We start from the raw sequence: 26,776 nt of genomic DNA, 5'->3' as shown, positions 1-26,776 counted from the left end.
GCCCGCCGTGCCCGCCGTGTGACCGTGTGACCGAACTATTTGACGGCCCGGCCCTTTGCTGCTAAGGCTCTTCCTGCAATGCGCTACGCGAGCCTTCAGCTCCGGCTTCCGGATCTTCTCCTCCTTGGGAGTGGCGCCCCGAACCATTCTCTCCTTCTCATTCGCTAGTTTTTAATTTCGGTCAGGAACGTTCACGATGGAGGCGCTTCTGGCCGCGGCTTCCATCCATCGAATCAACGTCAAAACTTATTATGGCCGAAAAAGTTATCATTTTCGACACCACGCTGCGCGATGGTGAACAATGTCCCGGGGCGGCAATGAATCTCCGGGAAAAGCTGGAGATTGCCCGGCAGTTGGCGCGGCTCAACGTCGACGTGATCGAGGCCGGCTTCCCGGTCATCAGCGAAGGGGATTTTGAGTCGGTACGCCAGATCGCGACCGAGGTGAAAGGCCCCGTTATTGCCGGACTCGCCCGGTGCAACCCGAAGGATATCGACGCGGCCGGTGCTGCCGTCAAACCGGCGGGCGACCTGGCCCGGATTCACGTCTTCCTGGCGACCTCCAAAATTCATCGCGAATTCAAGCTGCGCAAGGCGCACGACGAGATCATTCGTCTGGCGACTGAGGGCGTGAGACGGGCGCGCGACCTGATCCGCGACGTGGAATTCTCCCCCGAAGACGCTTCACGGACCGAACCGGAATTCCTGGCGCAGGTGGTGCAGGCAGCCATCGATGCCGGCGCTACAACCATCAATATCCCGGATACGGTCGGATTTGCCGTCCCGGAACAATTTGGCAGCCTGATCCGGTACCTGCGTGACCACGTCCGCGGCATCGACGATGCCGTGATCAGCGTCCATTGCCATAACGACCTGGGTCTGGCCGTCGCCAATTCGCTCGCCGCCATCCAGGCGGGGGCGCGCCAGGTCGAAGGCACGATCAACGGCATCGGCGAACGCGCCGGCAACGTTGCTCTCGAGGAAGTGGTCATGGCCCTGAAGACCCGGCACGATTACTTCGGAGATTTCTGCACCGGGGTGAACACGCAGGAAATCGTGAAATCGTCCCGCCTGGTCAGCCGGATGAGCGGCCTCTACGTGGCGCGCAGCAAGGCGATCGTCGGTGAAAACGCTTTCGCGCACAGCGCCGGCATTCATCAGGACGGCATCCTGAAGAAGCGGGAAACTTACGAAATCATGGACCCGCGGGAAATCGGCTGGGGCGAAACCGAACTCCCCCTGACCAAGCACAGCGGCCGCCACGCGATGGCCAAGCGCCTCGAGCACCTGGGCTACCGGCTGAGCGAACCGGAGGTGGATCAGATCTTCGTCCGGTTCAAGGAGATCGGTGACAAGAAGAAGTTCGTGTACGACGACGACCTGGGGGCGTTGGTGGATGACACGATGGGGTTGGCCGCCGAAACCTGGCAACTGGATTACATCAACGTGACTTCCGGAACCAACACCGTTCCGACCGCCACCGTGCGGTTGCGTCGCGGCGACGAAGTCCGGCAGGATTCTGCGCCGGGTAACGGGGCGGTGGACGCCTCGATGAAAGCCGTGGACCGCATCCTGAACCAGCAAGGGAACCTGGTTGAGTACCACGTCCATGCGACGTCCAGCGGTAAAGATGCGCTTGGTGAAGTCACGGTGAAATGCGATTTCGGTCACGGCAAACTCATCAGTGGAAAAGGCGCCAGCACCGATGTGATCGAGGCAAGCGCCCGGGCTTACCTGAATGCCGTTAACCGGATGCTCAACGACCGGTTTGCAACCGCTGTAACCGTCCCGCCGGAAGAAGCCCTGGAATCGGTCGGAGTCTGAGCCGGCCGGCTTTGCCCGCCGCCCGGTGTGATCAGAAAAAATCAGGAAGCGCCTTTGAGCAGCCGGAGTCAGGGTAGACATTCGTGTCTGCCCTGCACCGGCTGGGTTTGGGGCCTTACCCGCACAGGTAGTCGTCAGGAGCCCGTCTTACGGGCTGCCGGACCGGGAGAACATAATTTGCGGGGATATGCAATAACCCGCAATTTGTGAGCAGATGCCCGGAGAGGCGGGCCCGTTGCAGCTAACTTCCTTTCCGGAGGCGGGGCAGCCGCCTTCAGTCGAATGCAGTTCTATGCACGGCCGGAAGCCGGCCGGCGCATCTCAACCAAACCGTTCTTAAAAGCGCGGGTAAAGTCCGCCGGCGGCATTTTTGTTGACACTTTTTCAGCGGATCAAAGAAGGTGGCCAAATGTCGCAACTCACCGTTATCGCCAAATTGAAAGCCAAAGGCGGCGCCGAGGATAAACTCTTTGAGGAGTGTCGTAAACTCATCGCGCCGACCCTGGCTGAGGAAGGGTGTATAAACTATGACATGTTCCGCTCGGTCGAAGACCCGGGCACGATCATGTTCTACGAAAACTGGGCCAACCGTCCGGTTTGGGAGCGGCACATGGAATCTCCGCACCTGAAGGCGTTCCCGAACAACACCGAAGGCATGGTGGAAGTTTGGGATCTGTTCTTAGGTGAGAAGGTGGCTTCTGCCTGACTCGCAACGGCGATGGATTCGGCGATGCGGTACTTGCCGCCGCCTGCCGCGAGGCCGGCACGCATCCTGACGCGGCCATGCCAGCTTACCCAACACACACTTTGATTGTTCCCACCTCAGAAGGAGGCTAATGAAGATCACCTTTTATGCTCATGCCAGTTTTCGCCTCGCAGCTGACGGGCTGACCGTCATTACTGACCCTTACACGCCCGGCCCGAAAGGGTCCGGCTTTGACCCGATCAACGAACCCGCCGACCTCGTCATCATGAGTTCGGCCACCGATTCGTTCCACTCCGACCCGAGTCACGTGCTCGGCAGCCCAACCGTGATCAACGCGCTGGAACTGCCGCCGGAGGGAAAGACCGTACGAGGGTTGCAGATCCGTTCCTTTCCGGCCATGGAGAGTTACACGTGGGATTTCGGACGCGATCCGGACGCGAACGCGTTGTACCTCTTCACCCTCGGCGGCATCCGCGTGCTGCACATGGGCGACATCGGAAACCCCATCTTACCCGCCCATCTGGAGGCGTTACGGGGGAACGTCGACCTGCTTCTGGCACTCGCCGGTGCCCACGCGACGATCGGATACGATGATCTGGATGCCGCCATCAAGGCGATCCAACCCCGGGCGATTATTCCGATGCATTATTACAGCCCGCGCGGCGTGCTCAATATCCTGCCGGTTGACGACTTCCTGGCACGCTATCCGGCCGAGTCGATCACCCGGGTCGGCGGCCCCCAACTCGAGCTCACGCCCGGGTCGCTTCCCCCGGCAATGCATATTTACGTGTTAGAACAGTCACGCTGACGATGGCGGGACGGTAGAGAAGTTAAGAAGTTAACCCGAGACGTTGATCAGTTATGCGGACTGCGGGTTGCGGGTTGCGGATCAAAGCAGCCGTTTGCGGTTGCGGTTTACGGGATAACCCCGGTTGATCCGCAACCCCTATATGCCCCGTCGGCCGGTCCGGGCGCGCGGCAACCGGCCTAACTTTCTCTCTCCGTGGGACGCGCGGATTCTGAGCAGACCTGGACCAGAAGCCGCTCGTATTCGTCTGTGATCCGGTCCCATGAATAGCGTTCCTGGATGCGGCGTTTGGCAAGCTGGCGAAATCTTTCCGGTAACGCCGGGTTGTGCTCGAGTTGCCGGATCTGCTCTGCCACGTTCCTCGGTGATGCGGTCCAGAAAAGGCCGTAGGCACCTTCCGCGAGCACTTCACGGGCATACGGAGTGTCTTCGGCCAGTACGCAGGCACCGCCGCCCAGGGCATTGAGGATCATCGGGTGAGGCCTGCCGGGCGGATCACTGTGGATATAGGCGAAGGCATGGACCAGCAACTCCCGCCATAACGCCGAATCTGGCGGAACCCTGACTACCTTCGTGGATTTGCCGAGTCTTTCCTGGGTTACCTGCGTGAGATTACTCTCGGAGGCAGGATGGTCCAGCGGCCATTCCTGCCGGGCCGCCACCACGATCGGCCGAAGGGTGCCGGATCGCATGCCCCCTTCCGCGATGAGCTCGATCCGCTCGAGGCCGAGGAGCTCGGCCACGCAGAGGTAATAACCGCCGGCAATGAGGCCAAGGGGCGCCAGCAACGCCGGGTTCGTCGAACTGATCAGGTTCGCACCGTAACTGATGAGTTCACACGGTTTACCGAAGCGGCGCTCGTAAATGCGACGGGCATGCTCCGACTCAACCACCACCCGGGAAGCGAGCCGGCATCCGACGGTGGCGGCGTGCCGCAACCAGGCGTCCGCGACCGGGCCGTGCCGCCGGTCAAGCGCATCCAGGCCGGCCACCTGCAAAACGATGCGGCGCCCGAGCAGGTGCGGGAACCACTGGAACCAGCCACCCCCGGCGTGCACTTGCAACAGAACGTCGGCGGAACCAAGGCAGGCCTGGATCGTGCCAAACAGGTTCGTAGTCAGACTCCGGCCCAGCGTCGCCTCAGTGCCCGGCAGCGCCGCTTCGTTCAGCCCCGGCGGCCGGGCCGGGCACGTTGGCCCGGACTGAGCGGCACGGTACAACGTGACGCGGTGACCTCGCTCGCACAGACGCGGCGCCAACTCAGTCGCGAGCAGGTCGAACGGTTCGGAAAAAACCGCTTCACCCTGCAAACCCGTGACGGCGATATGGACCTTGGGCAACATCTGTCATTTCTGCAGGTTGCGTGTCAAAAAGGCGGTTTCCCTCCGCCACCTGCCCCCCCTTCTGATGCGCAATCCCGGTTGCGTCTGTGTCATTGATCTTCGCATGGGCTCACCGAAAAAACTTGTCCACGGTTGCGATTCGCATGACCAATCGCGCGGGGCCAAGCCAAGCTCCCCCTGAATCCGGCTCGCCGCTCAGTGCGCCAAGCCACTCTTTCGCAGGCCGCGCGCCGAGGCCGGCACGGGTGTTTGGCCGGCCAGGTTGAGGTCCGATCCGGCGCGCAACCCGGATTTGCGTCTTGCGTCAATGCTTTTCCACGGTGTTCACTAGCCCGCATGATCAAGGCCGGCGCAGCCCCATCGCTTCGAGTTGCTTCGAGGGGTGTACCCGGACTGATTTGTGCCGATAAGGGTAATGAATGCGGCGAAGCCATGCATTTGGAGCGCCCGGCAGGACAACCCCAGCGGTATCGGCGTTCCATCAAAACGGTAGTCATGCAGGAGCAAACCACGTCCGGGACGTTAGCCGCCGAACGAAACCATGCCCGTGCCAATGTACTGGGCGTAGGTCTCAGCGCGCTGAACCTGCCGGCAGCTGCGCAGCTCATCATCGGGGCGGCGCGCCTGGGCCGCAAAGGCTACGTTGCCGTTACCGGCGTGCATGGGGTTATGGAAGCGCAGCGTGACCACGAATTTAAACGCATCCTTAACCGCGCGTTTCTCACCACGCCCGACGGCATGCCCATGACCTGGGTCGGACGCGCTCAGGGACATCGTGAGATGGACCGCGTCTACGGCCCGGATCTGATGTTGGAGATCTTCCGCCAAACCGCCGACGGTTCCGTGCGGCATTTCTTTTACGGCGGCAAGGAGGGCGTGGCTGAGCGCCTCCGGCGGAGACTGGGGGACACCTTTCCCGGGGCCGTGATCTGCGGAACCTACACTCCGCCGTTCCGTGCTCTCACCCCCGAAGAAGAGGACGTTTTGGTGCAAACCCTGGCGGCCGCGAAACCGCACATCCTCTGGATCGGCCTGAGCACGCCGAAGCAGGAGAGGTTCATGCACCGGTACCTGGACCGGTTGCCCGTCCCGATCATGATCGGGGTAGGCGCCGCCTTTGACATCCATGCCGGGCTGCTGCAGCAAGCGCCCCGCTGGATACAGCGGAGTGGATTGGAATGGCTTTTTCGCCTGTGCACCGAACCCCGCCGGTTATGGCGGCGGTACCTGGTCAATAATCCGGCTTTCGTTTACGCAATCAGCTTGCAACTTGCCGGCATCCGCCGGTATGAACTGCCGGTCTGAGCGCCGGCGGCTGCATCGACCGCAAAGCCGGATTGAGGTGCATCCTTTTTAGCGGAAATGATGATCGATCGTGACGACCTCATCGTGATCGCCGGCGCCGGGGGCTTCATCGGCGGCCACTTGGCGGCTAACCTGCGGGCGGAAGGCTTCAAGCGGCTCCGGGCAGTGGATCGCAAACCTGTTTCCGAATGGCTCCAGCGGTTTGACGACCTGGACAATCAGGTGCTCGACCTGCGGGAACTGCCGGCCTGCCGGAGTGCGGTGCAAGACGCCAAATGGATCTACAACCTGGCGTCCGACATGGGCGGGATGGGCTTTATCGAATTGAACAAGGCGGCTTGCATGTTGAGCGTGCTCATCAACACGCACCTGCTCGTAGCCGCTCGAGAAGCCGGTGCCGAACGATTCTTTTTTGCGTCTTCGGCGTGCGTTTACAACGCCGACAAACAACGCGATCCGAAAGTGACGGCGTTAAAGGAGGAGGATGCGTACCCTGCCCTGCCTGAGGACGGTTACGGTTGGGAGAAACTCTTCGGCGAACGGATGTGCCGGCATTTCCGGGAAGATTACCGGCTGCAGACGCGGATGGTCCGTTATCACAACGTTTACGGCCCGCACGGCACCTATGCCGGCGGACGGGAGAAGGCACCGGCCGCGATCTGCCGCAAGGTGATCGAGGCCAAGCTCTCGGGCAGGCATGAAATTGAGATCTGGGGTGATGGCCATCAGACGCGCAGCTTCATGTACATCGACGATTGCATCCACGGCTCCCGGATGGTCATGGCCGGTGACTTCGTCGATCCGATCAACGTGGGCAGCAACGAGCTTGTGTCCATCAACCAATTGGTTGACATCGTGGAGGGTATCGCTGGAATCCGCCTCGAGCGGCGTTATAACCTTTCCGCGCCTAAAGGGGTTAATGGGCGCAACAGCGACAATACGTTGCTCAAACGCGTATTCGGCTGGGAACCGTCAATCCGTCTGCGGGACGGCCTGACATCGACCTATCAATGGATCTATGATCAGGTAGTCGCTAAGACGGCGCTGCGCTCAGCGGGTGGGGTAAACATAAGCGGGCCTCACTTGCCGGGTGAATCCCTCAGTTTCATCCAGGGAGGAAAGTATTGCGCGTGAGTTTGGGAATGATCCGGCGTAAAGTTTGGCCCGGGGGTTGGCGCAAGGGGCTTTGGGAAGGACAAGCCCCGTTGGGAGCGCAATGATCTCAGACGACCCAGACCTCGGCTTCGTGCAGGCGCTCAAGGCGGGCCAAGATCAGGCCCTCACGGCCCTCATGGACCGGCATCGGCAAGGGATTTTTCATTTCGTCTTGCGCCACGTCCCGAACGAAGCCGACGCCCTGGAACTTGCCGCTGAGGTGTTTGTCCGCGCCTACTTCCGCATCGGCAGCTTTGAGCCCACGGCCAGGTTCGTGACCTGGTTGTACCAAATCGCGTTAAACCTTTGCCGGGACCACGCCCGAAGCCGGGCTTACCGCGATTCCCTTCAGACCATATCCGCGGATGCACCTGCCGAGGAAGGCGAAGGACAAGGGCCGATCCGGGCCGGCGAACGCGATCCGCTGGAACAAACCGAGCGTCGCGAAGAGTTGGACGCCTTGCAAAAGGCTATCCGCGAGTTGCCTCCGGACCTCAAGGAACCCTTGATCCTGACCGCGCTGGAGGGGTACTCCCAGGCGGAGGCTGCGGATTTGCTCGGGCTCTCGCAGAAAGCCGTCGGCATGAAGGTCTACCGGGCTCGCAAACTGCTTCTGGCCAGGATGGACAAGATGGGCTTTTAAAACCGGGGGGGGTGAACGCACGGCGGGCGCGCGTCAATCTTCTGCTTCTGCCGCCGCCAGGGTGCCGCCCCTCAACCGAACGCTGTCGATGCCCTCGCCGGTGGCGGTGTCTTTCGTGAGCAACCGGGCGTTCTCGATCACGGTCACCCCTTCCTTGCTCACCAGGGTGCCGCTCACGGTCACCGTCATGGCCGCATATCGCGCCAGTTGCGCGTTGAACGACTCGTGCTTGGGACCCGGTTGCGGGCCCGGCGGCATTTGTTCGCCGATCAGCACATAGACTTTGCCGTCCTTGGTCTTCAACCCGACGGGCAACCCGCTTTCGATGCAGCGCCTGGCGCAAGCCGCATGCGCCGGCCCGCTGGCCCCGTCGTCAAAGTAACACGCCACATCGATCGCTTCGCCCGTCACGGTCCCGGCCACCCTGGTCTCAGCCGGTTGTCCTGGTGAACGGCTCGTGAGACGCCCCAACCCCCAACCGGCCATTAGGGCGAGGGCCAATGCGCCGGCTGCCCACTGCGGGGTCGCCCACGCCCACCGAAGCGTCTGAAGCCAGGACCCCCAGCCTGCCCGGGGGGCCTCCTCGCGCCTCCGAACCTTCGACCAGACCCGGGCGTCGAAGCCGGCAGGCACGTCCGGCCGGGGACGCTTGGCCAGCGCCTTAAGGTCTTCGTCTAAACGTGAATCATCCATTTTGCGCCGTCGAACCCTAGGCCGGGCATCCGGGCTTTCAAATCCCCTTTATCGATTAAACGACGGCGGCGGCTTCAGCCCTCAGCATTTCTTTCGGCCCGGCAAAAAATTTTTTGAGGCACCGGCGCGTTTGCCTCGTTGGAGTAAGTAAACACCGCTCGCGCAGCGGCGAGCCAAGGACAAGCCTGGCCCCTTAACCGAAGCCCAGGCGCGCCTAACCAATAAAAAAGGAAAGCGAAAGTTAACGATGGAAGAATCAAACCAAACCAGCAAGCCGAACCCCCCGCCGCAACTTAGCCTGAAATTGGAGGTCTCGGAGTTTAGCGAACCAACAGCGCGGGGAAGCCAGCCGGTAGCGGTCATGGTAGTTGATCCAAAGACCAAGAAAAACCTTACCGATCAGCTGGGCAGCGCCCTCGGTAAATTATGTGACCACCTACCCGCCGATCAGGCGCCTATGCTTAAGAAAAAAATAAACAACAAAACATGGAAGTCCGACCTTACGGATCTTTTTGTTACCGGCGTCGCGTTCGGCGACCAGGAAAACTTACTGCAATTTGCCCAAAAGTTGGTTAGGGATGCCCAAATCGCAATGCCCACCACAGGCGCATTTTGGGCTGATCCCAAGGTTGGCCAGGAAAAGGCGAAAGAACACCTTGTACAACTTGGCGGCACCGGTCATGTGCTCGCGGAAACCGCTCTCGGCGAGCTTGCGCGGAACGTCAAAGCCATGCGTCTCTATCCTAAGCCGGATTCCGCAAAGGAAGAAGACTTCGCCAACACCCTGGCACCTGCGCTCAAGTTTTGGGGCGCCGTTTCTGCCGTGTACGCGGAAGGGTTGCAAGGAGAGGTGCACGTCTGGATCCCAAGGGGGCTGACGGTCGGAAGTATTTTCTGGAACGATGAACTGCCCGTTCTGTGGAAGCTGAAACGCGAAGGTAAGGTGACTGCGCTCCGTTTCCATGCTCATGTCAAGGACGGGCAATGGGCGGAAGTGCCATTTGAAGAGCTTCTCATCCGGGACGCTTATCTGGGCGACGCGTCCGGTTTTAACAAAGGCGCGCACTCCTTGGTAAAGGAATCGCGCAAGAGCATCCGCGCCACGCAAAAGGCAGATGACAAGATGCAGATTCAACTCGCGCGTCCTATCCCGGTCGGCATGCTAAAGAGTCGTTTGCACGCCGCTCTCGATCGGGCGAGACAAAGGCTTCAGCAGAAAGCGAACGGCGAGAATAAATGAGGTGATCGACCGTTGCGTCTGTGGGCAACGATATGGATACGAAGAGCCTTTTGGCCCCGATGCGGTTAGCAATCGCTCCCGCAATCGGCGCGAGTCTCGTCCCGGTTCGCCCTGAACACGCGTTTTCTCTAGCGCTCCTGGCCGGCGACCCATGCATCTCCAAATGGGCAAACGTCGGATTCATCGATTCCGTCGCGTCGGCAGCGGATTTCATCGCCCGGCGGATGGCTGAAGCCGAGAAGGGATCATCTGTAACTTTCGCGCTAATCGCGTGGGATACCCTGATCGGGTGTTGCGGCCTGCATAGTTTCTCCACGGAACGTGAAGAGGCGGAGATCGCGTTCTGGATCGGCAGCCCCTACCAGAACCGCGGATTCGGTTCCGAAGTGTGTTGTTCTCTCGTGGGCGTTGCCGCCAGGATTCCTACCCTGTCTAAATTGAAGGCCCGGTGTTTCAGCAAAAATGGTCCGGCAATTCGTGTTCTTCAAAAATGCGGGTTTATTGCGGTCCCCTCACCACCGTCCCGATTAGAAGATAAGTTCACCAGGTTGCAACTACCACTTCACTCGCGGGGCACCGAGAAAGGGGTTGTCGGTCCGCTGGTTCAGCAACTATAGCGGCTCAACCATCCTGAGAATGGGTTTAGGGTAGCCGGAAAAAGAGTGCATCAGCCTGGGCAAGCTTCCCGGGTTCGAGCATGTGATAAAGCGGCTCAAGCAGGACGAGGGTAAAGCCGTCACGCGAGAGTCGATCGATCATCTCCGGAGCCAACAATTCCCCCTGGTACATGGCCTTGAACGACACTTCCAGGTGAACGCCGCGGATCTGCGGGAGCACCGCAGACGCTCCGTCCAGAACGGCGCGCTCAAAGCCCTGCGTGTCGACCTTCAGGAGAACCTGGTCGTCCGCACGCACATAATCCTGAAAGACGTCGTCCAGGCGCTTGACGGGCACGACCTCGTCGGCAATCGGCTCTGCGCCAGGGTGGTTCTGGATACAAAAACCGGTCTGCCCGAGCAACGAGCTGTACTGGCTGTATGATGACACGTGGATCGTTGCGCTCCCGGCGCGATCGCCGAGCGCCAGTTGCACGGCGCGCCACCGGGCATCGTGCTTTGCAGTTTCCGCCAGCCGTCGGTAAGGCTCATCAACGGGTTCAAACGAGACGATCCGGCCGTTATACCCTGCCAGACGCAGACGGCGCCCGAACTGACCGCTGTTCGCGCCGACGTCCAAAACGCACGAGATCGCAAATGCGCGCAGTAGTGCAGCCGTCGGGTCCGGGCCGGGCGCGACGTGGAAGCCGGCCCTTTGCACGAAGCCATAGAGCCGGCTAGCAAGCGAAAGGTTTCTGAAGACCGTCGCTTTGGTAATCGCCTTAACGATCTCTCGAACGCTTACTGCCTGCACTTCATCACCTCGTTGGAGCCGTCCTGATCATGTTAGGAACAACGCGCGCGCGCAAACTACGCAGGCGGCCGGCACTCGACGCCTGCATCGGGTTCCAGGCCGAGCGTGCGGAGAATGTAGCGCGCCACCGCTTCACGCGTGTGGCGCTCCCGGCAAAGTTGCTGAATCGAACTCGCCATCCGGGCGAGTTTCTCCTTGTCAGCCAAGGCCTGCTCCAGCACGGTCCGAAGTTGTCCGGTCCCCGCCTGGTAATAAAAGCAGTGTTCGCCGTCCTGGAGTTCATAGACCGCATTTGCCCATGGCCCCGCCGGCCGGTTACTCACCGGAACCGTGCCGAGAAATCCAGCCTCGTACTGCCGGTAACTATGCCAACCGCATCCTTGAGGCGCCACGGCCAGCCAGGCCGCGGCCAAACGCCGCAAAAACTCGTCACGATTCATCCGGCCTTCGGGCATGTCGATTTGAAACCCATCATTGCCCATCTGCCGCAGAACCTGAGTGGCCTCTTCTCGCTCCGGCGAGTTTAAGGAAGCCGCATAGAAGATGTCGGTCGTCTTCTCAGCGGCGTGCACCGCGTCGAAGGGAGTCCTCTCCAACGCATACGGCAGGAACCGGATCCGGGCATCGCGCTTAGGGTCGGCGGCGTTGAGTTCCCTCTTGAAATAGCAGCTGAGATTTGGAATTAACCGCATGGTCTCACTGGAGATGCCGGGGTGATCATCAAAATCATAAACTCCGATCTTTGTTCCCGTTCCAAGACCCCAGGCGATCAATCGTGATGCCAGCGGCTGCCGGCTTAGTGCGGCCAGGCCCCTGCGCACACACCTCTTCAGCCGCGAGAGATCGTGCGGCCAGCCGCCGTGGACCGCGGGCAACAGAATGACGGCATATTCGCGCCACAGCAAACGCCATCCCAGAAGCATTAACTCACCAAATCCCGTGGATAAATGGTCATACTCGCGCCGGGAAGGTTCCAGCGGCGGTTTAAGGCTCAGCCAGTCGGTTTGCGCCCGGCAAACGGATTTCAGCAGTGGCTCGCGGCTGACTTCAAGGATCCTCACTATGTGGACTGAGCCTTCTACCCTAACCCTCCGGTACGACGCCTGGCTTCTCAACTGCAGGAATCACGTCCCGCGTGAACTCGAGCAGCCGTTCCAGGATACGTTGTGCCGCCGGAGCCTGCGGGTCAGATTTTTCTGGAATCATCCCACTGACAATGATGTACGCCCAGCGATGGTTAACCCTGTGAGCCAGCCTATCCCAACTGGTGTAAAGGATGCGCTTGAAATGGTCATCGGTCGTTTTATCCCGGCCCACAAACCAGTAGACAAAATACCCGTTGACCGCGCGTGCGCCGATCTCTCGTGAGAGGGTTAGAACCCGCACCCGTTGTTTTCTCCCATCCGGCAGGGGTATAGTCGCCGGCTGTTCGTGCAAAATCGTCCAGCCTTGGCCGGCCAGACAGACCTGAGGGCGGTGAATGCTGTTTTTCTGCGATCCGCTGAGGACAATTTCACAATTAACCTCGCCTAACGGGCCGCCTATATATTGTTTTTTCGCAAACTCCGTGTCGGGCGGCAGGATACGCTTTTCAGCTTCCGTGACGTCCTGATTAAACCCAAGGTAAGCCCCAACGCTGTCCGGCAAGTCCATCACGACGCCGGCTTCACTGGGCCGGTTGATTCCGCCGTCGAGCAGAATCATGCCGGCGGCGATCAGGACCAGCGCCAGAACCAGGGCCGAGCGCCACCACGGAAAGCGGTTTGGAACACTGCCGGAAGCATTTGGCGCGGCTTTTTTGGTTTCCGGGGCATGAAGGCTCATGGCGTGAGGGTGTAACGAATCAATCTGCAGCCGAAGGCTTCGCGGACAGACGGCTGAGGGCGATCCCAAGCAACTGCAGGCCCGCCAGCGCGACGCCGTAGACGAAAAATCCTGCCGCGGAATGAAACCAGGCAGGGTGTTCCTCCGAACCCAACGCGAAACGGCTCCCGAAGGAAATGGTGCCGAAAGTGAGCAGGATGATCCGGCAGAAATTCCCGAAGATGGCCAGCGGAAACGCCGCCAGGACTAAAACGAGGACCTGCCACCAGCGCCGAAAAACCGCGATGCCATAAAGGGCTGAAACCATCGTGAGCGCAAACAGCGAGTGCAACCCGCTGCATGGGTCGGCCACATCCACGCTGAACCGCTGGCCGGTCACAACCCCGGCCGCCGGATCCGGCCCCGACAAAATCGCCGTCCCGGCTCGAATGGTCGCTATTCCCAGCAGGTTCAGGGCGTGCGCGCTCGCGCTGCTCATGAGCAGGCGGAGCGGGAACGCCACGTATTGGTCAAGGAAAACCAGCGGCCACGCGAAGCTCAGAAACAGCCAGATAAAAAAGACGGCGCCGAAAAAGCGCGTGCCCAGAAACCAAATCACCAGGCCGGCCGTGAAAAGTTGCAGGGCGGCATACCCGGCGTATTGGAGGTCGGTGATAAAACCCGCCCAAAATAATGCGATCGCCAGGATCAGCACGGGCAGCCCCCACCACGATCCTCGAATGGGAATTTGCTTCAGGTCATTTCGCTTCAGGTAAACCAGAAACGCGGCGAGCGGAATGACCAGGAGGCCGTGGCCCCACTCCGGATACGCCATCCACATCGACCAGGTCTGCCTGAACAGCGAACTTGGCCGGAGGCCGTACCCGAGAGAGTACGGGACTCCCGCGAATAAGACAGCCAAAGCCACCGCGCTGGTCGCTGCCGGAATAAGCCAATCGTAACGGGTAGAAAGCCGGCGCCAATTCATTACGTGCGGACGGTTCGATACACAATTTCCGGGTAATGGACAAGCGTAGACCTCGGAGCCGCGCGTAACCGGTGGCCGGTCCTTTCGACAAAGGGAGGTTTCGAGGCCATCTTGTAAGCTCAAAATGAGGCCGCGCGTTTTACGGATATTCGCACGTTACCAGCGTTTCGGGGGCGAAGAAGCCGTGGCGAAGAGGATTCATGCGGACCTCGAAGATTACCTGGAAGCGGACTGGTTTGAATACTCCACGGACGACCTCCTGGGTAAAAGCTGGGGACAACGCATCCAGGCTCCGCTCAAAGTGGTGCATAACGCGCCGGCTGCGAATCACCTCCGCGCGTTGCAGCGTGAGCGCCGGTATCAGGCCTTTGAGATCCACAACGTCCTTCCGGCATTGTCGCCCGGCATCTATAAAGCCGCTTTCGAGCTTGGCGTGCCGGTCGTACACTTCCTCCACAATTATCGTCTGTCGTGCGTGAACGGCTTTTTCCTCAACCACGGCCAACCGTGTCACCGGTGCATTCGTGGGAATTTTCTTCCCGCGGTTTTGACCAGGTGTTGGCGGGAGAGCCGGGTTGCCTGCGGGACCATGGGAATCACCCTCCAGCGGGTCCGCTGGCTCAAAACCTTCTCAAAGGTCGACGCGTGGGTGGCTCTGAGCGAGGTGCAAAAACGGCTCCACCTCAAGATGGGGTTGCCGGAAGGCAAGCTTCACGTCCTCCCCCATTACCTGGAACCCACGCCCAACTTTCAAACGGCGGTACCGGACGATGGCTACGCCTTGTTTCTCGGCCGGCTCTCGCCCGAAAAGGGCGTTATCCAGTTGATCCGTGCCTGGGCCGGGATCCCGACCTCAGCGGGCCGGCTCGTGATTGCCGGCACGGGGCCGTTGGAAGGGGAATGCCGGGCGCTGGTCAACGCTTTGAATCTGCCTAACGTATCCTTCACGGGGTTCGTCCCGCCGTCCGAACAAGGCGCGCTCTGGGCCGGGGCTAAGTTCGCCGTCATCCCCTCGGTTTGGGATGAACCGTTTCCCCTGGTCGTCCTTGAGGCCTGGGCTAACGGGCGCGGCCTGGTGGTTTCCGACTGGGGCTCGCTTCCTGAAACCGGAAAAGGGGCGAGCCTGGTTGCCCGGGTGGAGGATACGGACGGGTTTGCCTGCGCGCTGGAACGAGCGCTGCAGGAACGCAAACTTGCCGCCACCCTGGCCGAACAAGGCAAACGCAAACTGCGCCGTGAGTTCGGCCGGGACCTTTGGTTGCGCCGCGTCGCCGGCATCTACGCCAGCGCTGGCGTTCCTTTCACTCAGCGGGTCCACAGATAAAACAAAAAATTATCCGCAGACCACGCAGAAGAACGCAGAAAAGAGACAAAACATCCACAGATTACACAGATTGACACTCGCACCCACCCCCATGCTGGAACTCCGAACTCCGAACTCTTTCCTCTTTCCTCTTCCCGCCGTGGTCGCCGTGGCCCGCCGTGTTCGCCGTGTGAACTCAGTCGTTGTGCCCGCCAAACCCGCCGTGCCCGCCGTGTGACCGTGTGAACTCAGTCGTTGTGCCCGCCCTCCTCACTGTGCCCGCCGTGTGACCGACACCCGCTATTGGTTACCCGTTACTCGTTACCCGTTACTCGTTACCCGTTACCCGTTACCCGTTCTTTCTACCGGGCCAGTTCGGCCGGCCAGCGATACCGCCAGCCGCTGAGTATCCGGGTTTCCCGGCGTTCGGGCGAACGCCGGCTGTAAACGGGGACCGCCAGCCTCCTTGGCCAGTAGGCCCCTGCAAGGGCCTTGCGGAAGCGGTGCTGGAGGACGAAGTAGGGCCGGAGCCGGGCAAGGTCCGTCCCAAACTCTCGCTCCAGGATCGCCTTTTCCCTGGCGGCCACTTCGCTGGCGCCGAGGTTACGTCCCGTGAAAGTGAATGCGGCCAGGGCCACGGGCAGGGTCGCCATGGCCACCCCGGCCTTTAACCATCGCAAAACCAGCGCGGCATCACCAATTGCCTGGTAATGGTCGGGGTAGAAGAATCCGCGATCCAGCAACGAGCGACGAAAAAAGGTGGAACAGGTGAGCGTGCCCAGGTGAGCGTGCCGCGTATGGTTCCACTTGGGCGCCAAAATTCGCCGGTAACTGAGCGGCGTTCCCTCCAGGTCGATCAAAACGGCATCACCGAACACCACTTCGATACCAGGGTGAGCCGCAAAGAACCTGCTTACACGCAGCAACGCACCCGGCAGGTATTGCTCGTCGCAATTCAGGTGACCGATGATCGCCCCGCGCGCCTTCCGCAGACCGCGGTTCAGGGCGTCGTACATTCCGTGATCCGGTTCCACGGTCAGCTTCACTCGAGCATCGTCCGGCTGCCAGGCGCCCGGCGCCGGGGGCCCGCCGCCTTCCTGGATGACGTGCTCCACCTCGACGCCGGCCTGATCAAGAACGGACCGTGAACACAGCTTCAGGAGGTCGGGCTGGCGAAAACCGGGGGTGACGATTGAGATGGCGGAATCCATAAATCAGATCGGTCAGATCGGGTCGCAACTCTCCCGCCGGAATTCCCGCAAAGCAAAACCGGCTGGAAGTGAGTCAAGCTTTTCATGGCCGCACCTCGAAAAACCGGCGGGTTTTGGCTTTCCAATCATCCCACGGATTCGGTACAGGGTGGTTGATTACCGCCGATAATCAATATCTTGCACCGGCAGATGCAGCGGTGGCTTTGTTGACGTATGGACCCGAGACTCCTTGAAGCACGCCTTACCCTCACGGTGGTCACCGTCCTTGGGGTGGTCGGTGCGGTGACTCTCGGCATCTGCATCGGCTCGGACGAATGGGTTTCCGTGCTGGCGGTATTCGGTGCGGCTGCAATCGTTGCCCTGGTGCTTCGAATGCAGAGCTACGTGTGGGTCTTCATTCCGCTCGCCTGGTTTCTCACCGGCCGCCTCGGGTTTTTGCCGCTGCCGTTCAGCGTCAGGGAACTCGCCGTCCTGCTGGCCGCGGCCGTTTTTCTCACGCTGATGGCCCTGCGCGGGCTGCCCCTCCGCACACGCACCACCGCCGTTGACCTTCTGCTCTATCTGAACCTGGCTTACGTGATGTTTGTCTATGCACGTCACCCGGTAGGGGTTGCCGCCTTCGGCTCGTCGATGGTTGGAGGGCGGCCTTACTTTGACGCGCTGATCGGGTTTTTAGCCTACTTTGTGCTCTCCCGGAGCCGGATGGGCCCAAAACTGGCCCTGCGTTTGCCGGCGCTGGCGGTCATTCCTTCAGCCCTGGTTTCCCTGCTCGGCTTAATCGGGTACTTGTTTCCGGGCAGCCTGCCCTACATCGCTTACTTCTACGGCGGCATCGATGTCTCGAGCTTTTTTCGAGACCTTAAACCGGCAGGCGCAGCGGATGAAAGCGTGGACCGTATCTTCGATCTGGCAACCGGGGCGCGGGCGTGCGGCGTCGCCCTGGCCAGCTATTTCGATCCGTTTTCGCTGATCAATCCCCTTCGCCCGGCCCGGTGCCTCGGGTTTCTGGCGTGCTTCGCGGCGATGGGTCTGGCGGGGTTCCGGAACGGCATTCTCTTTTTGGTTTGCCTGTTCGCGCTTTCCGCCTTTGTGCGGCACGGATTTTCGAAGCTGGTACAATTAGGGGCCGTCCTCGCGCTGATGCTCCTGCTGCTATGCGGTTTGCAGGCCAAAGGCGTTCACCTGCCGGTCAACGTGCAGCGCGCCCTTTCGTTCTTGCCGGGCAAGTGGGACCCTGAAGCGGTCAGCGATGCCGAAACCTCCGTCGACTGGCGCGTGTACATGTGGCGCACGGCTCTGAGCACGAGTGACTTCATCAAGGACAAGGTTTTCGGCGACGGCTTCGGGTTCAGCGCCTACGAGCTTTCCATCATGCAATCCGGTCAGGATTATATCGGCCACGAAGCCCAGGAGGTGTTCATGATTCAGGGCGCGTTTCACAGCGGGCCGATCTCGGCCGTTCGTTTTGTCGGCGTGGTGGGCCTCATGCTTTACCTGGCATTGCTTGTGTACCTGGCGGTGCACGGGTTCGGATTGCTGCGGGTCACCATGGGTTCGCCTTATTTCCCGATCGCGATGATGACCGTGTTGCCGGCCCTCTACGAGCCGTTTCAGTACGTGTTCATCTTTGGCGGCTACGATTCAGGTCTTCCGACCACGCTTTTTACGTGTGGCTTGTTCAAACTTGTTGAAAACAATTTTGCCGCTTGGAACCAAGTGCAGGCCCCCCATACGGCGGTTGCCGCGCTCGACCACAGCGTGACCTGAACCGGCATCCTCATGAGTCGTACCAGACGCCTTATGGTGGCGGTCGGCGCCGGGTACCTCGCTCTGGCGGCCAATGCCATCTCGATCGGGCTGTCGATCCCGATCGCGTTGCATTACCTGAAGGCGTCCGACTTCGGTCTTTGGGCCGTGGTCACCCAGGTGGCAAGTTACCTGACGTTGCTCGACCTCGGGTTCGCCCAGTCTATCTCCCGGGTGTTGATCGACTTCAAGGATGATCCCAAAGCGGGAACGTACGGGGCCGTGTTTAAAGCCGCGTTTATCGTGTTTGCCGTGCTCGGCCTGGTGATCGTGGCGTGCGGCGCCTGTGCAGGCCCATGGCTCGCAACGCTCCTTGGCGTCAGTGCGGACCGGGCAGGGGATTTCTCGTCCCTTCTGCTGCTTCAATGCACCGTGCTCGGCGTAAGCATGCTGGCCCAGCCTTTCGGGCTCCCCCTTTGGAGTCACCAGCGCCTGGACATCATCCATTACACAAACATCGCCGTGCACCTGGCGAGCCTCCTGGCGCTGTGGATCGCGCTCAAGGCGGGCTGCTCCTATTTCAGCCTGGGTTATGCCGGCCTGGTCGGCGTCACGATCTACACGTTGTCGACGGCGTTCTTTTCCATCCATTTCAAGCTTATTCCTCACACGAGGTACTGGGGCCCGCTAAACTTTCCATTGTTCAGGGCGGTCACCGGCCTCAGCCGCGATTTTTTTGTGTTATCCGTCGCGGCCCAACTCACCTCGGCGACGCAGCTCGTCGTGGTTTCGCATTTTCTCGGTTTTGGAGCGGCTGGTGTCTGGTCGATCTGCACCAAGGCGTTCTCGATGACCCAGCAGCTCATCTCGCGACTCTTCGATTCCTCCTCACCGGCGCTCTCCGAGATGGTGGCAAGGGGAGAACGGGCCAGGCTGCAGTACCGGCTGGCAAACGTCGTCTCTCTGTCCGCGGTGCTGGCAGGCACCTTTGCAGTCCTGGGAGCCGCGGCAAACCGGCATTTCGTGTTTGTCTGGACGGGCGGTAGAGTCACCTGGGATGCAGGCAGTGATCTCGCGGCCGCGGCCTGCCTTTTTGTTTTCTGCGTAAGCCGATGCTACACGGGCATGACCGGGATTACCAAGCTGGTCGGGAAGTACAAGTATTATGCGTTAGCCGAAGGCGTGTTGGTGGTCGCCCTGAGTTTGATCCTGGCCAAACCGCTCGGGTTTACCGGTGTGTTCATCTCGTCACTGGTGGCCAACCTGCTTTGCGGCATGTGGTTCGGAACCCGCTTCGTGAGCCTGTATTTCTCATTACCGTGGCCCCAGGTCACCTGGGGCTGGTTGAAACGGAGTTTTGCCTTCATCCTCAGTTTTTCCGTGTGTTGCGAAGCGCTTTTTCGGTTGCCCGGCGCGGAACGCGGCCTGCCGTTGTTTCTAATCTCGGGCACGGCCGGCCTCATCGGCGCCGCCTTGGCCTGGTCGGTGGGATTGGACCCGCACCTGCGGTTGGAGTTGGCCGGTTACCTGCGAAGGATCGCGTTTGTGCACAAACTTTTTCAGCGTGCGCGCCAGCGTTCCGTCACCAGCGTTCCATGAGCGCACCGCCGCGAGTTCTCCTCACCACGGTAACCTACCTGCCGGCTTACGACGGCGTTGCCGTGGCCGCAGCCAATCTGGCCGAGGGCCTCGCCGAACGCGGATTTGCCGTGTCCGTCGTCACCTGCCCGCATCCTGAGCGCAAAGGATCGCCGGTAAACGGGATCCCGGTTTATGAATTCGATGTTGAAGGTCGACCCGGGTGGCGGACCGGCATGCGGGGTGAGGTTGCCGGTTATCAGCGCTTCGTCGCACAGTTTCCGTGCGATGTTATCATCTGCCAATACTGGAATGTCTGGTCAACGTTCCTGGCACAAAACGTCTTTCCGGCCACGACGGCGCGCAAGGTGCTGGTAAGTCATGGCTTTTCCACTCACCTGCTGACGTTCCATCGGCCGCCTTATTTCGGGATCGGCCAATGGATCGGGCGGTTGCCGATCGCGCTTCGATTGGCCTCGGACCTGCGCCGTTATGACCAGGTCGTTTTACTTAGCGAGAAGCGCAATCTTCGCCGGTTCATCGACCATCTGGTTGCCGATCTGACCGGTTACCGGCGCCATACGGTGCTTCCAAACGGCGTACGGCCGGAGGAATTCGCAAATGCCGCAATCCCTTTTCGCGCCCTCCACGGCATCGATGATCGTGCCAGGCTGGTCCTTTGCGTCGCGAATTACAGCGGACGAAAAAACCAAATCCGGGCGCTCCGGGTTTTCGCCGAAGCCGCCGTGCCCGGTGCAGCCCTGGTCTTTATCGGGAGTGAACACAATGAATACATGAATGAGCTGGAAGCTGCGCTGGCAAAGCTGCGCGCAGGGGGGTTCACGGGCGACGTAAGGCTGCTGGCCGGGCTTTCTCGAGCGGAGACTTGCGCCGCTTACCGGGCCGCGGACGCATTCCTGTTGACGGCTAACGCCGAGACCCAGCCGATCGTCCTCTTGGAAGCCATGGCAAACGGTGTTCCGTTCGTCGCCGTACCAAGCGGAGCAATTACGGAAATGCCGGGAGGGATCACTGCGCTCACTAACGTTGGCCTGGTCCGGGCGCTCCGCCGCGTGCTGCTTGACAACGTTACCAGGGCGGATCTGGCGGCTGCGGGCCGGACGGCCGTCGCACGGCAGTACCATTGGCCGCGTGTGCTCGACGGCTACGAGCGAATCATCAGGAGCCTCCTCCCCTCCAAGGGCAGTTAGTAAGGTGATACCTTTATGGCGGGGGGTACCCGAGCCTAATACCATTTAGACAGTTGTTCAGATAAAATTCTGGCAGGGCGACGCCGCCGGAGGCTCCGCACGGCGTTAAATCGGCCTTTATCATTTACACAGTTGTATTGATAGAATTCCGACCGGATTTCAGCCCCGAAGGGGCGGTAGAACATAGCCCAGGGTTTACCCTGGGGAACCGTAAAATCATGATGAGCCCTGTAGGGGCGACAGAAGGCGTCGCGCGCAGATTCTCCCGCGAAAGACGACGTTATCCTTACGCGCCTCACCCGGCGGGCTCGGCCGGAGAATTTTGCCGGGCAGCCTTCGTGAAGACGATGTTGCAGTTCGCGCAATACCTTAAAAGTTTCGGATGACGCTCCAGGATCCATGCATCCAGGTTGTGCGCCGCCGCCAGGATCGCCTGGTTTTGAACTCCCTTGACCGCATAGCTTAGCAGGTTGAAAACCTGGACTTCGCAGCCGGCGCAGTGGGAAAAAGCCCGGGTGATCCCTTCAAGCATGGAAAGGTAGAGGTTACTTTCATCACCAAGTTCCCGGCGGGCGATCCGTGCCGCTCGGATTACGTCCACCAGCAGGTTATGACCAAGCGGCTCATAGATGAAAATGAGGCGGCCGCCCGGTTTCAGCAGTCGTGAGTACTCCAGCGCCACGCGGGTGCAATCGTGCGCGAGGTGGTGAAGGGTGGCCTGCCCATAGATCAGATCGAATGACCCATCGGCGTACTGCGGAAGGTTCAAGGCGTCGCCGACGACGTACTTGAGGTTGGGCAACTCAGGTTGCACGGCCGTGATCTCGCCGCCCGCATCGGCGTACCGGTCGAGGGCCGTAATCCGGGCATCCGGAAAAACCCTGGCCAGGCACACTGCCAGCATGCCGGCTCCGCAACAGACCTCGAGGACGTTTTTCCCATTCAGGTCAATCCGGCAAAGCTCGGCATAGGCAGCCTCAAACATCGGCTGGTCGGCAGGTGCATAATGCTCTCGAGCCGGCTTGAAATGCGGACGGACGTCATGGGCTTTCCAACGGGGATGGCTGACCCGGAGCATGATGGGAGCTCTTGATACCGGACGGTGTGAAGATTTGCAACCCGGGTCGCGCCGCGCGTCACGACGCGGCACCACCACCACCGCCCCCACCACCGCCGGATTTTCCGGCGGTGTTTGGGTTCGCCACGCCCTCGTAGATTCGGGCAAATTGCCGCCCGATCTCGTTCCAGGTAAACGGAACCGGCGGGGTGGGCACTCCGGAAAGGTTCCGTACGAAATTTTTGAGGATCTGCGCCGTACGTTCGACGGCAGCCGGCACCGGGCAATACCACGCCTTTGCCCCGAAGGCGTCCCGTGCCCAGGGAAGATCAGCCAGCAGCAGCTTGCACCCGCTCGCCGCGGCTTCCATGGAGGAGAGGCTCAGGCTTTCCATGGTGCTTAACAGCACGAATCCGGCGCTCTGCTGGTAGAGGCGCGCCAACGCCCTTCGATCGTTAACCGGCCCGTCGTAAAGAACCAGGTCAGGGTGCTTTCGTGCCACGGAAGCAAACGCCCGGTAATACGGGTCCTGTTCCGAGTACGGCCGGCCGACGATGCGGATGGGGATCGCAGCCAGCACGGCCGCTTCCGCCAGTTCCAAAACCCGCTTGCGCTCGGTAATTGTCGCGGTGCAAACCAGCCGCGCGCCCCGGTCACCCGGCTCGTGCCGGAAGAAAAAATCCTCGACCCCGTTGGTGACGATGTGCACCTTGTGCGGGTCCGCACCGAAAAGGCGGATCATCAGCCGTTTCTCAACCTTGGTCGGCGCCACCAGGGCGGCAGCCTGCTGGTAAGACTCCCACCCCATCCGGTTGGTGAAGAAACCGGGCAGGACAGAGCGTGCCGTGCGAATCGCGGCGGCCTGAAGCGTGAGTTTCCAAGGGGCTCGGGAACCGGTGCCGGAAAGGAGGTCCGACATCACCACCGGAATGCCTTTGCTGCGGGCCATCTCGATGTAGAAACCCGAGCAGCGACCAAAGTAATGGATCACGTCGGCGCCGGCCTCTTCCTCCCAAAACCGTAAGAACTCTGTCTCGTGACCCGCAGCCCGCACACCCGCCATGGTCTGCCGGATCTGAATTTGCAGTCCCCCGTGCGCCAGGAAGAACGGGGTAGGATGATCGTAAAGGATCCTCATCTTTCGACGGGCCGGATGATGCACGGCGGCTTGCGGAACGTACGACTGACTATTTCGATTCAGGCTTTCGGCTCAACGCCAGATCGGTACCGGCCACCCGGTTTACCGGACACGGAAAATTCTTCAGAAACCTAACCACGTCGCCATGCCGCGGGTTGCAATCGTGCCAGACGATCCAGCCTCCCGGACGCAACATCTGCCATGCCTTCAGCGAATCGTTCTTCACGTAGTCGTAACTATGCGCGCCATCCACGAAGGCCAGGTCAATCGATTCGAGAAAGGGTGCAGGATCAAACTCTGCGGAATCCATCCGCAGGAACGTCACCCTGGCCAGAAGATCCTCCGGGACCAGCCGCCCTTTACCCGCTTCCTTGGTCAATCTCTGCTCTGCCGGTGAAGAAATGTCGAGGCGGTAGCGGGAATCGCCTTCGGGCAGATCGATGGTGAAAACCGTTCCCCCCGGCGCCAGGTTCAGGGCGAGCTGGGTAGTGGAGATGCCTTTGTAAGTTCCGAACTCGAACACTCGGCGGCACCGGTTTGCAACCATCAAAGCCGAGAGGGCGACGCACTCCAACCCGGAGATGGCGGCTCCGCCGTCGTTGAACACCTCGACCACGGCGCGAACCGAGGGCTGGTCCCCAAGCAGCGCGGCCACCGTGATTTCCGGAAGCGACCGCACATCGGCGTCCGCGTCGATCACGTCGCTGCTCCCGGAAAGCGCTACCCCGAGCACGTGACGCAGTCCGGATGGATTGGCTCGACTGATCCTGAGCAGATTGCAAGTGAGTGCGACCAACTTTCGGCAGGCGTAGCTGACTGATTTCTGACGATTCGTTGCCATGAGGGTTCCTCGTGGAGTTCGTGCACGGACTGAGTGAGTTCTAGGAAGTCGTTCCAAGGGCGTCAACTCGAGGGCACGCGGATCGATCCAGGCCGGCAGGTCGCCGGCGCGCCGGATATCCTCGCCACCGCCGGACCTTGGCCACGGTCTCAAAGTAAAGACGCGCCCAGCTGCCGGAAAAACCTCGGGTTCGATAAGCGCCGGTGCCGTGAACCCCGGTAGGATCGCCACCTGGCTCGTAGTTCAGCCATGGTCATGGATCGGGCCGCCACTCGATCGGTCCACGAGGATGCCGGGGAGGATGCGCCGCCCTGCGCCAACGCGGGCAGGGAGTAATCGCTCTGGACCGGCCAGTTGGCGAAAATCTTCGTGAGGTGAACGCGTCTGGCGGACACAAAAATCGAGGCCGGCCTGGAAGTCATTGCCTCGATTCGGCACCCGACCGCCGCCGGATCGTTCGCTTCGTACCACCGGCCGGCGTGTCTGATGAGCAAGCGCTCGACTTCAAACCCGTTGGACGGAGCAAGCGCGCGATAGAAAAGCTCCGGGCTGAACTGATAAAATCCGTGGCCCATGTGCCCGTTCGCAATTGATAGAATCACCAGCCGCCCGCCTTTGCAGACCGATTCCATGCACGTCCGGAGCGCGACCGGAAAGTTGAACACATGCTCCAGGGTGCCGCCGTCGATGACGGTGTGAAACCGCGCGTGATACTCCGGCGCAAGGGGTTCATTCAGATCATGCACGAGGTTTGCTCCCTCGTAGTCTGAGTGGTCAAGAAATGAAATGCTTTCAGCACCAAGCGCCCGGAAAAACTCGTCCGCGAAACCGGACGGCTCAAGCCCGATTCCAGTCCAGGCCTTTACCGTGGCAATCTCCCGCGGCGCCATGTAAACGGTTTGCCGGCCGAGCAGCAGCAGGTCTCCAAGGGAGATTCCTCGTTTCACCTCTGTGCAAAGAAATTCCGCGCTTCTGAAATCCAGGCCCATTCAGGTTTATGCTCCGTGGAATACGCAAAAACTAGACAAAGCGTCGTGGCCGGCAAGGTAGTTTGGTTCCTGAACGGCTTGGTTTAGATCGGCCGCCGGACTCGGCACGATGCCGGACCCTTCGGCGTGCTTGCGCGTGAAGCAACCGGTTCATTCCGCAAGCGCCAATGATCCTGAAAACGGCGCAAGCGTCAGCCGGCTCGCGCCAGCCATTCAATACAAAACAAAGGCTGCCGGGCACTCGGACCGGCAGCCTTCTTTGTTCGGCAGCGCGCAAACTTGCAATCGTTGTTTCTTCTCACATTTCTCGCATGATCGACACCGGCAGGCCGTTCGCGTACCGGTTAATACCGTACTGCAGATTCGGCAGCACGGTGCTCGACCGCGTCACGTCGAATTCAACGCCGTTAGGGATGGACGTTCCCAGCGCATTGCCCTGGATGGCGACGCTCTTGATGATGAGGTTGGCGGCCGGACAACGCAAGTCGACGGCACGATAAGCCGGCGTGGCCAGCGGGCCTTGGCCGACGCCCATGATCTGGTTGTTGGTCATGGACAGTGACTGCATGACCGGGATGGCGCCTTGCTGGTCAAAGTTCATCACGTTTACAGCCGCCGAATACGTGTTGTACTGGTCACGCAGGACGACTTTGTTGCCGCTGAAATTAAGGCTGCCGAACCCGCCGTTTGCATGGAAGCAGATCGCGGCGGCGACGGACACGTCGATGAAGGTGTTGTTGACCACGCTCACGGCGGCATTGAATACCTGAGTGGGTTCGCAATAAAAACCCGTGGCGCAACCCGTGACGAAGTTGTTCTGGGCAACGTTGGCCGAAAAGGCGTGGGAGTAGGTAAAGTCGGACTCGACGTCCACGAAGGAGCAGCCGGTGACGGCAGCGTTGGTCAGGGTCACGGTGTGGTCCGAGCCGACGGTGCACGCGGTCAAGCCGTCCTGGTTACCGGTGGCGGGATTGGTAAAGATGCAGTTTTGGACCTGGATGTTGTTGAAGGTGCGCCCGGCGAAGACGGGTCCCGGGCAGATAAAGAGGGTGAAGCATTCGCTGCCGGAACGCGAGGTGCCGAAATTGATCATTTTGCAGCCGCTGATCAGGAGGTTGTTGCCTTGCACAGCGACGGCGCCGAGGGACCCGGTGGCGCCGGACCACACCGGGTTTTTGGTAGCGTTGACGTCCAGCGTCATGTTCTGAAGCTGAAAGCCGTCGCAGGTCAGGTTATAATCGCACCCGAAGATCACCCCGCTGGTCGGGTAATTGGTCACGCCGGTCAACTGGATGACGGTTTGGTCAATCCCGGCGCCGAGGTGGACGCACCCGGGGTTCGCGGTCTGGGCGGTTTGGAAATGCCAGCCGGTGGTCTGGTAGGTGCCGGCGGCGTAATGGAAATTGGTGTTGGCCTTGAAGCGGGCGAGGAGCGCATCAAACTTCGGGGCTGAACTTGCGTCAAAAGGATCGGCCTGCGTGCCAGACCCTGATTTCCCGTCGGTTCTCACGGCCAGATAGATATCGGTGTTGGCGACGGCGGCGGCGGCGGCGAACACAACGCTGCTGAAGAGCATCGCGGCACCGAGGCGCCGCTTCCAGTTTCTCATAAATACATTAAACATGGTTATTATGGTATTTATGGAAGGTAATACGGGAGCCGCCGCGTCCGCTTTAGCGGTTCCTGAGAATTCTTACCGGTGCGACACTGCACCCCCCTCCAGCATAGCCGATCAGGGATGCCGCATCACCTCATCGCCGCGCCGGGTCCGGTGCCGCTCCGGCC

24 protein-coding genes are annotated in these 26,776 nt (G+C 60.6%); 12 read left to right on the top strand and 12 right to left on the bottom strand.

Annotated features, from left to right (window positions below; translation table 11 throughout):
- The first annotated feature begins 251 nt into the window (after positions 1-251).
- The 3 genes from JO015_08670 (at position 252) to JO015_08660 (ending at position 3,337) form a co-directional block, all read left to right on the top strand.
- On the top strand, positions 252-1,823 hold the full coding sequence (locus JO015_08670; protein ID MBV9999172.1) for a 2-isopropylmalate synthase: 1,572 nt from the start codon (positions 252-254) through the stop codon (positions 1,821-1,823).
- 409 nt (positions 1,824-2,232) lie between these two features.
- Entirely contained in the window at positions 2,233-2,529 is a 297-nt protein-coding gene (locus tag JO015_08665) for an antibiotic biosynthesis monooxygenase (GenBank protein ID MBV9999171.1), read from the top strand.
- Positions 2,530-2,659: 130 nt separating this feature from the next.
- Positions 2,660-3,337, top strand: a complete 678-nt coding sequence (locus JO015_08660; GenBank protein ID MBV9999170.1) for an MBL fold metallo-hydrolase — start codon at positions 2,660-2,662, stop codon at positions 3,335-3,337.
- A gap of 179 nt (positions 3,338-3,516) precedes the next feature.
- Here JO015_08660 and JO015_08655 read toward each other — a convergent pair whose 3' ends face one another.
- A complete protein-coding gene (locus JO015_08655; protein MBV9999169.1) occupies positions 3,517-4,680 on the bottom strand; it encodes a glycosyltransferase in 1,164 nt (387 codons plus the stop codon).
- A gap of 495 nt (positions 4,681-5,175) precedes the next feature.
- On the opposite strand from JO015_08655, the gene JO015_08650 reads away from it, so the two are divergent.
- From JO015_08650 to JO015_08640, 3 genes are all read left to right on the top strand, one after another.
- Positions 5,176-5,985 (top strand): WecB/TagA/CpsF family glycosyltransferase, encoded by an 810-nt coding sequence (locus tag JO015_08650; GenBank protein MBV9999168.1) that lies wholly within the window; start codon positions 5,176-5,178, stop codon positions 5,983-5,985.
- A 60-nt stretch (positions 5,986-6,045) separates the two neighbouring features.
- The gene (locus JO015_08645; protein MBV9999167.1) at positions 6,046-7,119 is read left to right on the top strand and encodes an NAD-dependent epimerase/dehydratase family protein; all 1,074 of its coding nucleotides are present in this window, start codon (positions 6,046-6,048) and stop codon (positions 7,117-7,119) included.
- 82 nt (positions 7,120-7,201) lie between these two features.
- Complete coding sequence (locus JO015_08640; GenBank protein ID MBV9999166.1) at positions 7,202-7,783, top strand: sigma-70 family RNA polymerase sigma factor; 582 nt, start codon at positions 7,202-7,204, stop codon at positions 7,781-7,783.
- A gap of 33 nt (positions 7,784-7,816) precedes the next feature.
- Here JO015_08640 and JO015_08635 read toward each other — a convergent pair whose 3' ends face one another.
- Positions 7,817-8,476, bottom strand: coding sequence for a hypothetical protein (locus JO015_08635; GenBank protein MBV9999165.1), 660 nt, complete (start codon positions 8,474-8,476; stop codon positions 7,817-7,819).
- A 247-nt stretch (positions 8,477-8,723) separates the two neighbouring features.
- On the opposite strand from JO015_08635, the gene JO015_08630 reads away from it, so the two are divergent.
- Both JO015_08630 and JO015_08625 read left to right on the top strand, forming a co-directional pair.
- Complete coding sequence (locus tag JO015_08630; protein MBV9999164.1) at positions 8,724-9,716, top strand: hypothetical protein; 993 nt, start codon at positions 8,724-8,726, stop codon at positions 9,714-9,716.
- A 32-nt stretch (positions 9,717-9,748) separates the two neighbouring features.
- Complete coding sequence (locus JO015_08625) at positions 9,749-10,333, top strand: GNAT family N-acetyltransferase (protein ID MBV9999163.1); 585 nt, start codon at positions 9,749-9,751, stop codon at positions 10,331-10,333.
- A 25-nt stretch (positions 10,334-10,358) separates the two neighbouring features.
- On the opposite strand, the gene JO015_08620 is transcribed toward JO015_08625, so the two are convergent.
- Genes JO015_08620 through JO015_08605 form a run of 4 tightly spaced genes read right to left on the bottom strand, consistent with a single transcriptional unit; the run spans position 10,359 to position 13,917 of the window.
- Positions 10,359-11,126, bottom strand: a complete 768-nt coding sequence (locus JO015_08620) for an FkbM family methyltransferase (protein ID MBV9999162.1) — start codon at positions 11,124-11,126, stop codon at positions 10,359-10,361.
- A gap of 56 nt (positions 11,127-11,182) precedes the next feature.
- Entirely contained in the window at positions 11,183-12,187 is a 1,005-nt protein-coding gene (locus JO015_08615; GenBank protein MBV9999161.1) for a glycosyltransferase family 1 protein, read from the bottom strand.
- 22 nt (positions 12,188-12,209) lie between these two features.
- Complete coding sequence (locus JO015_08610) at positions 12,210-12,950, bottom strand: EpsI family protein (GenBank protein ID MBV9999160.1); 741 nt, start codon at positions 12,948-12,950, stop codon at positions 12,210-12,212.
- 19 nt (positions 12,951-12,969) lie between these two features.
- Positions 12,970-13,917 carry an exosortase/archaeosortase family protein gene (locus JO015_08605; protein MBV9999159.1) on the bottom strand — a complete coding sequence of 316 codons (948 nt, stop codon included), beginning with the start codon at positions 13,915-13,917 and terminating at the stop codon, positions 12,970-12,972.
- Between the two features lie 124 nt (positions 13,918-14,041).
- Here JO015_08605 and JO015_08600 point away from each other — a divergent pair, with 124 nt between their 5' ends.
- Positions 14,042-15,241: a glycosyltransferase family 4 protein gene (locus tag JO015_08600; protein MBV9999158.1), complete on the top strand. Its 1,200-nt coding sequence runs from the start codon at positions 14,042-14,044 to the stop codon at positions 15,239-15,241.
- A gap of 341 nt (positions 15,242-15,582) precedes the next feature.
- Here JO015_08600 and JO015_08595 read toward each other — a convergent pair whose 3' ends face one another.
- A complete protein-coding gene (locus JO015_08595; protein ID MBV9999157.1) occupies positions 15,583-16,431 on the bottom strand; it encodes a glycosyltransferase in 849 nt (282 codons plus the stop codon).
- A gap of 213 nt (positions 16,432-16,644) precedes the next feature.
- Between JO015_08595 and JO015_08590 the strand changes: the two genes are divergently transcribed.
- The 3 genes from JO015_08590 to JO015_08580 are packed head-to-tail and all read left to right on the top strand — an operon-like array spanning position 16,645 to position 20,966.
- Positions 16,645-18,198 carry a hypothetical protein gene (locus JO015_08590; GenBank protein ID MBV9999156.1) on the top strand — a complete coding sequence of 518 codons (1,554 nt, stop codon included), beginning with the start codon at positions 16,645-16,647 and terminating at the stop codon, positions 18,196-18,198.
- A 12-nt stretch (positions 18,199-18,210) separates the two neighbouring features.
- Positions 18,211-19,776, top strand: coding sequence for a hypothetical protein (locus JO015_08585; GenBank protein MBV9999155.1), 1,566 nt, complete (start codon positions 18,211-18,213; stop codon positions 19,774-19,776).
- Positions 19,773-20,966, top strand: a complete 1,194-nt coding sequence (locus tag JO015_08580) for a glycosyltransferase family 4 protein (protein ID MBV9999154.1) — start codon at positions 19,773-19,775, stop codon at positions 20,964-20,966. The genes JO015_08585 and JO015_08580 overlap by 4 nt, the downstream gene beginning before the upstream one ends.
- A 295-nt stretch (positions 20,967-21,261) precedes the next feature.
- Here the strand turns inward: JO015_08580 and JO015_08575 are convergent, their stop codons facing one another.
- From JO015_08575 to JO015_08555, 5 genes are all read right to left on the bottom strand, one after another.
- A complete protein-coding gene (locus JO015_08575) occupies positions 21,262-22,044 on the bottom strand; it encodes a class I SAM-dependent methyltransferase (protein MBV9999153.1) in 783 nt (260 codons plus the stop codon).
- Positions 22,045-22,102: 58 nt separating this feature from the next.
- A complete protein-coding gene (locus JO015_08570; GenBank protein ID MBV9999152.1) occupies positions 22,103-23,161 on the bottom strand; it encodes a glycosyltransferase family 4 protein in 1,059 nt (352 codons plus the stop codon).
- Between the two features lie 49 nt (positions 23,162-23,210).
- Complete coding sequence (locus JO015_08565; protein MBV9999151.1) at positions 23,211-24,002, bottom strand: class I SAM-dependent methyltransferase; 792 nt, start codon at positions 24,000-24,002, stop codon at positions 23,211-23,213.
- Positions 24,003-24,151: 149 nt separating this feature from the next.
- Positions 24,152-24,949, bottom strand: coding sequence for a hypothetical protein (locus JO015_08560; protein ID MBV9999150.1), 798 nt, complete (start codon positions 24,947-24,949; stop codon positions 24,152-24,154).
- 340 nt (positions 24,950-25,289) lie between these two features.
- Positions 25,290-26,600, bottom strand: a complete 1,311-nt coding sequence (locus tag JO015_08555) for a hypothetical protein (GenBank protein ID MBV9999149.1) — start codon at positions 26,598-26,600, stop codon at positions 25,290-25,292.
- Positions 26,601-26,776: the final 176 nt, after the last annotated feature.

The organism is Verrucomicrobiota bacterium, from assembly GCA_019247695.1.
Classification (GTDB): Bacteria; Verrucomicrobiota; Verrucomicrobiia; order Chthoniobacterales; family JAFAMB01; genus JAFBAP01.
The sequence above is the reverse complement of the archived record's forward strand: the minus strand, read 5'-3'. Positions and strand labels throughout refer to the sequence as shown.